Genomic DNA, 7,219 nt, shown 5'->3' with positions numbered 1-7,219 from the left:
CTCGACGGCCGCGGCCGCCCGGAGGGCGGCGTCCTCGGAGAGGCGGCCGGTCGTCGTGATCGCGGTGAGCACCGGCTCGCCGGTCGTCACGGTGCCCGTCTTGTCGAGGACGACGGTGTCGACGCGGCGGGTGTCCTCGAGGACCTCGGGGCCCTTGATGAGGACACCGAGCTGGGCGGCGCGGCCCGTCCCGACGAGCAGCGCGGTCGGGGTCGCGAGGCCGAGCGCGCACGGGCAGGCGATGACGAGGACGGCCACGGCGTGGGTCAGCGCCTGGGCGGGGTCGCCGCTGCCGATCCACCAGCCGACGAAGGTGAGGGCCGCGACGACGAGGACGACCGGCACGAAGACCGCGGAGACCCGGTCGGCGAGCCGCTGGACGGGCGCCTTGCCGGTCTGGGCCTGCTCGACGAGCCGGGTCATCGCCGCGAGCGTCGTGTCCGCGCCGACCGCCCTCGCCTCGACGACGAGCCGGCCGTGGGCGTTGACGGTGCCACCGGTGACCCGGTCGCCCGGTCCGACCTCGACAGGCACCGACTCGCCCGTGACGACCGAGGTGTCGACGGCCGACTGGCCGTCGAGGACGACGCCGTCGGTCGCGACCTTCTCGCCCGGCCGGACGACGAAGTGGTCGCCGACCCGCAGGTCGTCGACGGGGATCCGCAGCTCGGTCGTCACTCGGCTCGCCGCGTCGATGCGCTGGACGGCGACGTCCTTGGCCCCGAGGTCCATGAGAGCGAGGAGCGCACCCTTGCTCCGGGTCTTCGCGCGGGACTCGAGCCAGCGGCCGAGGAGGAGGAAGGTCGTGACGACCGCGCCGACCTCGAAGTAGAGGTGGCCACCCGATCCCGCGAGCAGGGTGACGACGGACCAGGCGTATGCCGCGAGGACACCGATCGAGACGAGGGTGTCCATCGTCGAGGCGCCGTGCCGGGCGTTGACGGCGGCCGCCCGGTGGAACGGCCAGGCCGCCCAGAGGACGACCGGGGTCGCGAGGACGAGCTGGACCCACCGCGTGCCCGTCGACTCGAGCGCAGGGATCATCGCGAGGAGGACGACCGGCACGGTGAGGACGGCGGCGACGATCGCCCGGCGCCGCAGCTCGGTGGCCGGCGCGGCATCGTGGTCCAGGTGACCGGCATGGTCGGCGTGGTCGGGGTGGCCCGTCGAGCCGGGGCCGCCGTGGGCACCCCGCTCGGGAACGACGGTCGCCGAGTAGCCGCTGCGCGTCACGGCCCCGAGGAGGTCCTCGACGGTGACGGGCGCGGCATACCGGACCCTCGCCTTCTCCGTCGCGAGGTTGACCGTCGCCTCGACGCCCTCGATCGTGTTGAGGTTCCTCTCCACCCGGGCCGAGCACGACGCGCAGGTCATGCCGGAGATGGACAGGTCGACCAGCTGGTCGGTCATCGGTTCGTCAGCTCCTCACGAGTCGGGCGATGGCGTCGGAGGCCTCGCGCACCTTGTCCTGCGCCGCGGCGTCGGACTCCCGGGCAGCGTCGACGACGCAGTGCCCGATGTGGTCCTCGAGGAGGCCGAGGCTCACCGCCTGCAGCGCCTTCGTCGCGGCACTGACCTGGGTGAGGATGTCGATGCAGTAGGTGTCCTCCTCGACCATCCGCGCGATACCACGCACCTGCCCCTCGATCCGCTTGAGACGCTTGAGATAGGCGTCCTTGTCGGCGGCGTAACCGGTCATGCTGTCCTCCTCGACGCTCGTTCAGCCTCGACAACAGCATACCCCCATGGGGTATTCCTCGAGTCAGAGGACGTGGGGGCGGTCGCCTTCACGCTCGGCCCGCAGGAGCCGGCGCAACCGCGTCCGGGCGGCCTCGACCGCCCGGGCCTCGCTCACGCTCTGCGCGTGCAGGGAGACCAGGACGCAGGCGAGCGCGGTCGGCAGCTCGACGAGCAGCGCGGAGGCGAGCGCCAGCCGGAGATCCTGCCGGGTCGGCGAGGTCACGACGTCGAACCATGCGTCGACGACGAGGAAGGTCGCCGTCGACGCGGCGAGCGCGGACATCCACCGGCCCCGGCGCAGGATCGACACGGAGGTCGCGAGCAGCGACAGGCACAGCATGACGTCGAACCCCGTCCAGGCTCCGCGGTAGTGCCACGAGGGCACCTGGCGCGGCAGCGTCGTCGCGAGGTAGACGGTCCAGGGCACCATGACGACGGCTCCGACGAGGAGGATCCAGCCGGCGGCCTTGATGGCCCGTGCCTTCACCTCGTGGTCACCGCTCGGCGACGAGATGGTCGACGAGCACCGGGGCCAGCCCGACGTAGGTCTGCGGGGTGAGCGCGAGCAGCCGCGCCTCGACGTCGGGGGGCAACCCGAGCCCGCGGACGAACTCGCGCAGGTCGTCGCCGGTGATCCGGCGACCCCGCGTGAGCTCCTTGAGCCGCTCGTAGGGCTGGTCCATGCCGGGAACGCCCTGGGCGCCGAGCGCGCGCATCGCCGACTGGATCGGCTCGCCGAGCACCTCCCAGTTGGCCTCGAGGTCGGCGGCCATCGCCTCCGGCACGGCGTCGAGACCGGCGAGGCCACGGCCGACGTTGTCGAGGGCGAGGAGTGAATGTCCCACGGCGGTGCCGATGTTGCGCTGCATCGAGGAGTCGGTGAGGTCGCGCTGCAGCCGGCTCTGGACGAGCGTCGCCGAGAGGACGTCGAGGAGCGCGTTGGACACCTCGAGGTTGGCCTCGGCGTTCTCGAACCGGATCGGGTTGACCTTGTGCGGCATCGTGCTCGAGCCGACCGTGCCCTGCCCCCGCACCTGGGCGAAGTACCCGAGCGAGATGTAGGTCCACACGTCGGTGCAGAGGTTGTGGAGGATCCGGTTGAACCGGGCCATGTCGGCATACAGCTCGGACTGCCAGTCGTGGCTCTCGATCTGGGTCGTCAGCGGGTTCCACGTCAGCCCGAGCCCCTCGACGAAGGTGCGCGAGATCTCCTGCCAGTCGGCGCCGGGCACGGCGGCGAGGTGGGCGCCGTAGGTGCCCGTCGCGCCGTTGAGCTTGCCGAGGTGCTCGGCGGCGTCGACGCGGCGCAGCTGGCGCAGCAGCCGGTGGGCGAGGACGGCGAGCTCCTTGCCGAGCGTCGTCGGCGTGGCCGGCTGGCCGTGGGTGTGGGCGAGCAGCGGTATGCCCCGCAGCTGCTCGGCGAGATCGCTCACCTGGCCGGCGACGGCGTGCGCCTTCGGCGACCAGACCTCGGTGACCGCTCCCTTGACCATGAGCGCATAGGAGAGGTTGTTGACGTCCTCGGACGTGCAGCAGAAGTGGATGAGCTCGGCGAGGCCGGCGTCCTGCGGGGCCGGGGCGATCTCGGCGAGGCGGCGCTTGAGGAAGTACTCCACGGCCTTGACGTCGTGAAGCGTCTCGCGCTCGATCGTCGCGAGCTCGGCGATCTCGTCGGGGCCGAAGTCGGCGACGATGCGCCGGAGGGCGGCCTTCTCGTCGGCCGTGAGGCCGCGGACGCCGGGAACGACGCTCCGGTCGGTCAGCTGGATGAGCCACTCGATCTCGACGTGGAGGCGCTGCCGGTTGAGCGCGGGCTCGGAGAGGTGGTCGACGAGCGGCGCGACGGAGGCGCGGTAGCGACCGTCGAGGGCGCCGAGGGGGATCGGCGGCGTCGCGTCGGCGAGGGAGTCCATGACGGCCATTGTCCCGTGGGCCGTGGGCGCCGGCCAAACCCGGGGACGCCGCGTCGGGCGTCCCCGGGGTTCGGGCCACTCAGCGCCGGGCGACCAGCTGCCTGGCGAGGACGGGAGCGACGGGCGTGCCGAGGCCGCTCGCGGCGTCCCATCCCGTGCCGGCCGTGAAGCCGCCCAGCCCGAAGTCGCCGTTCTGGCCCACCGTGATGTCGTGGTAGGCCGACGGCGCCTTCGCGGCGATCTGGTAGAGGGTCGGGTTGATCCCGCCGACCGGGCCGTGGTTGAGCTGGTTGATGTCGGCGAGGAGCCCGGCCCACTGCGGCGACCCGGCGCTCGTCCCGCCGAAGATGAAGAAGGTGCCGCTCGGGTAGACGCCCGCGCTGAAGGCGACGAGCACGCCACCGTCGATCGCCGCGTTGTAGCTGACGTCCGGGACGCCGCGGGAGGGCAGCGACCCGAGGCCCTTCTGGAAGGAGGGCACGGCATACACGGAGCTGAAGCCGCCACCGCCGGAGGACCGGTAGCCGAACCTCGCCTCCTCGTTCCAGACGACCTCACGCTGGTAGGCGCCGGTCCTCATGTTGGCGAACAGCTGCGTGCCACCGACGCCCGTGACGAGAGGGTCGCTCGCGGGGGTGGAGGCCGCGATGATGTTCGACGCGCCGTCGCACGTGGGCTGGGTGGAGCCGGAGTCGCCGGCGGAGGCGAGGAGCGTCATCCGCTTGCCCTGCGCCTTCTGGTAGATGCGGTGCTGGGCGGCGAGCGTCGTCCCGGGCTGCCGGGTGCCGTCGGGGTTGACGCCGTAGCAGACCTCGGCCTCGCCGAAGCTCTGGGAGAGGACGTCGCCGAGGCGGTGGTTGACGACGTAGGCGAGGGCCGCCTGCAGGTCGTTGTCGTTGTTGGTCTTCGCGAGGGCGAGGACGATCTTGGCCCGTGGAGCGATGGCGTGCGCCCACTGGACGTCGAGACTGATCTCGCCTGCCCAGCTGACCTGGTTGGCGTCGTTCGGGTCCCACGGCGTGAGGCCTTGGGGCGCGACGACCTTGACCTTGGTGTTCGGGAGCCCCCACACCGCGTCGAAGGTGTCGAGGTCCTGCTGGACCGTCGGGCTCTGGAACGCGTCGAGGATGACGATGGTCTGTCCCTTGCCCGTGTTCCCCGCCTTGATGAGCTTGTCGGTGCCGTATGCCTTGCGCATCTGCTGCGGGCCGAAGCAGCGGGTCGGCGCGCTCGCCGACTGACAGCTGAAGACGACCGCATCCGGCGAGGCGGCCTTGAAGCCCTTCGCGACGACACCGGCCTTGACGCGCGGTGGGTTCGTCCCGATGGCCGGTTGCGCCGCGCCGGACGTGGCGACCAATGCGTGGACCGCGCGTGATGCCGTGCCGGTCGTCGTTGCGGAGATGACGGTCGTCGCCGTTGGTGCTGCGACGACGACCGCGGTGGCGAGGGCTGCTGCCGCCCCCGCGATGGGTATGCCTCGACGTGCTCGGGCCATGTATCCCTCCTGGTCGTGGGGCCGATCGCTCGGTCCCCTGCTCCCTCCCCGAACCGTCCTAGCAGTGGACCGGGAGCAGGACGGGTGACAGATGTCACGACTTGCCGTCGAGGTGCTGTCCGGCGAGGCCCGCATCCAGGTCGGTGCGGAGACCCTCGAGCCGAGAGGGGGGTGGCGGCCGGCGGACCCGGTGGCGACCGACGGACACCCAGACCCACCGACCGACAGCCGCTGGTGCACAGGCCCCGATCGGGTGGCAGCTGGCCAGGTGGACGGATCGCTCGTCGAACCCGTCGGCTCACCGATCCCTGTCCGGCACGGAGCCGCCGGCGAGGTCCGGGACGGCGTCGCCGGCGAGGGCCTCGCGCACGTACTCGACGAGGCCGGGCAGCGCCGCGGCGATCTCGTCGTAGGTCCGCTCGAAGTCCGCGGTGCCGCCGTACCAGGGGTCGTCCATGTCGAGGTCGCCGGCCGCCTCGCTCAGAGGGTCGAAGGACCGCAGCATCCGCACCTTGGCCCGGTCCTCTTCGCGACGAGCGAGGCGCCGGAGAGCGGAGAGGTGGCCATGATCGGCGGCGAGCACGAGGTCGAGATCCGGGAGCCACGAGCCGTCGAAGCGGCGCGCGACGTGGTCGCGTACGCCGTGACCGTCGAGCCCCTGCCTCGCGAGCGTCGCGACGGTGCGAGGGTCGGCTGGGTTGCCCTCCTCCCAGCTCGTCGTGCCGGCGGAGTCGACGGCGACACGATCGCCGAGGCCGGCCTCCTCGAGCGCCTGCCGCAACATCACCTCGCCCATGACGGAGCGGCAGATGTTGCCGGTGCAGACGACACAGACGCGATAGGGCTCGTGGTGGCTCATGGTGGTGACAGTCTCCCGCGTCACGCCGGGGGACCCCCCGCCGCCCCGCCGGCCACCGCCGCGAGGAGGTCGGGCCCGCTCCATCGGGGCCGGTCGCCCGATCCGCGTCGCTCGGCATCGTGGACGAGGGCCACGACCGCGGCACAGGCCGGAGTCGGTATGCCGTGCCGCTGGCCGAGCTGTACCACCTCGCCCTGCAGCTCGTCGACCTCCGTCGGCCGCCCGGCGTCGAGGTCGTCGGACATCGACGACGTCGCGGCGGGATCGATCCGCAGCTGTGCCTTGGCCAGGAGCGCGAACAGCGGTGTCGGCAGCCGCAGGACGCGGATCATGTCCCGCGTGCCCAACCGCCCGATACGGGCCGGGGGAGTGCCGGCCGCCTCGAGCACGCGCAGACCCTCCTCCTGGCATACCGCGACGACCTTGCGCAGGTCACGATCGGCGAACTGGTCGCGAAGGGGGAGGCCGCAGAGCGCGTTGACGGCGTTGGACATGTTCATGAGGAGCTTGGCGCGTTGGATGCCCGGCAGGTCCGGGTGCGTGGCGAGCGGCAGACCGCTGCGCTGCGCCGCCGCGACGAGGGGCTCGGCCCGCGCGTCGTCCTCGACGAGGATGCCTCCGGAGGTCGCCCGACGGTAGGTCGAAGGGCCGGTCCGCGCCACGTTGAAGGGAACCATCCCGGCGAGCACGTGAGCCGAGACGCCCTGTGCCGCAAGTGCTTCGCGTGCGCGCTCGGGATTGTGCAGTCCATTCTGCAGGCTCACGACGATCGCGCCGGGCCGCAGATGCGATGCGGCGTTCGCGACGGCGGGCGCGGTGTCGCGCGACTTCACGCAGAGGAGGACGACCTGCGCATCGACGAGGTCCCGCACGTCGGTCGTGAGATGGAGCCGGTCGGGGGGCACGAGGCGCGGGCGCTCCTCGGGGGACTCGACGGTCAGCCCGCTCTCGCGGATCGGATCGTGGACGCGGGGCCGCCCGACGAGGGTCACCGCGGCATCCGCCGCGAGCATGCCACCGACCCAGCAGCCGATGGCGCCCGCGCCGAGCACTCCCAGGTGCAGAGGCTCCACAGGCGTCGGCATGGCGCCGATCCTCCCACGTCGGGCCGGTGGACCCTGCCGCGTCGGGCCGGTGGACCCTGCCGCGTCGGGCCGTCGACTCTTGGCGGTCTGCCACCCGATCGGGGTCTGTGCACCACCCCGACGC

At 72.2% G+C, this 7,219-nt stretch carries 7 protein-coding genes; all 7 read right to left on the bottom strand.

Going from position 1 to position 7,219, the window contains the following annotated elements; genetic code table 11:
* Positions 1 to 1,410, bottom strand: a 1,410-nt coding sequence (locus tag BN12_RS17825; RefSeq protein WP_048554578.1) for a heavy metal translocating P-type ATPase, incomplete at its 3' end; no start/stop codon positions are given.
* A gap of 7 nt (positions 1,411 to 1,417) precedes the next feature.
* A complete protein-coding gene (locus BN12_RS17820; RefSeq protein WP_048554572.1) occupies positions 1,418 to 1,699 on the bottom strand; it encodes a metal-sensitive transcriptional regulator in 282 nt (93 codons plus the stop codon).
* 63 nt (positions 1,700 to 1,762) lie between these two features.
* Positions 1,763 to 2,227: a hypothetical protein gene (locus tag BN12_RS17815; RefSeq protein WP_048554570.1), complete on the bottom strand. Its 465-nt coding sequence runs from the start codon at positions 2,225 to 2,227 to the stop codon at positions 1,763 to 1,765.
* Between the two features lie 7 nt (positions 2,228 to 2,234).
* Positions 2,235 to 3,653, bottom strand: coding sequence for an adenylosuccinate lyase (gene purB / locus BN12_RS17810; RefSeq protein WP_048556558.1), 1,419 nt, complete (start codon positions 3,651 to 3,653; stop codon positions 2,235 to 2,237).
* Between the two features lie 79 nt (positions 3,654 to 3,732).
* Positions 3,733 to 5,151 (bottom strand): S53 family peptidase, encoded by a 1,419-nt coding sequence (locus BN12_RS17805; protein ID WP_048554567.1) that lies wholly within the window; start codon positions 5,149 to 5,151, stop codon positions 3,733 to 3,735.
* A gap of 298 nt (positions 5,152 to 5,449) precedes the next feature.
* Positions 5,450 to 6,010, bottom strand: coding sequence for a low molecular weight protein-tyrosine-phosphatase (locus BN12_RS17800; protein WP_048556557.1), 561 nt, complete (start codon positions 6,008 to 6,010; stop codon positions 5,450 to 5,452).
* 20 nt (positions 6,011 to 6,030) lie between these two features.
* Positions 6,031 to 7,095 (bottom strand): 2-dehydropantoate 2-reductase, encoded by a 1,065-nt coding sequence (locus BN12_RS17795; protein ID WP_048554566.1) that lies wholly within the window; start codon positions 7,093 to 7,095, stop codon positions 6,031 to 6,033.
* Between the last annotated feature and the right edge of the window lie 124 nt (positions 7,096 to 7,219).

The sequence above is a fragment of the Nostocoides japonicum T1-X7 genome, assembly GCF_001046855.1.
Classification (GTDB): Bacteria; Actinomycetota; Actinomycetes; order Actinomycetales; family Dermatophilaceae; genus Nostocoides; species Nostocoides japonicum.
Note: the sequence above shows the minus strand (reverse complement) of the source record. Positions and strands in the feature narration are given on the sequence as shown.